This window comes from Saccharothrix sp. NRRL B-16314, assembly GCF_000716595.1.
GTDB lineage: Bacteria > Actinomycetota > Actinomycetes > Mycobacteriales > Pseudonocardiaceae > Actinosynnema.
Window position 1 is genome coordinate 1 of sequence record NZ_JNXC01000231.1, and the last position, 313, is coordinate 313.

General features: G+C 77.6%; 1 protein-coding gene. It reads left to right on the plus strand.

Annotated elements, in window-relative coordinates:
- Positions 1 to 116: 116 nt before the first annotated feature.
- A partial coding sequence (locus OQ02_RS39775) for a methyltransferase (protein WP_037330108.1) occupies positions 117 to 313 on the plus strand: 197 nt, incomplete at its 3' end.

The following is a 313-nucleotide window of genomic DNA, read 5'->3' on the forward strand; positions in this document are numbered from 1 at the left end:
CACGGGTTCGTCGCGCGCCACCAACAGCGCGCCGACCGCCTCCTGCACCGCGAGCTGACCTGTCCACCCTCGACGCCCGGGCGCCCGCCCTCCCCGCGGCCCCGCGGCCCGAGACGATCCCCCCCGCCGACGAGGTGCTCACCGCCGCGCTCGCCGACTCCGCGGCGGCCGGGCTGCCCGAGATCGCCGTCGCCCCCAACCAGGGCAAACTGCTCCACCTGCTCGCCCTCACCCAGGGCGCGCGGACGGTCCTGGAGATCGGCACCCTCGGCGGCTACAGCACGATCTGGCTGGCCCGCGCCCTGCCCGCCGA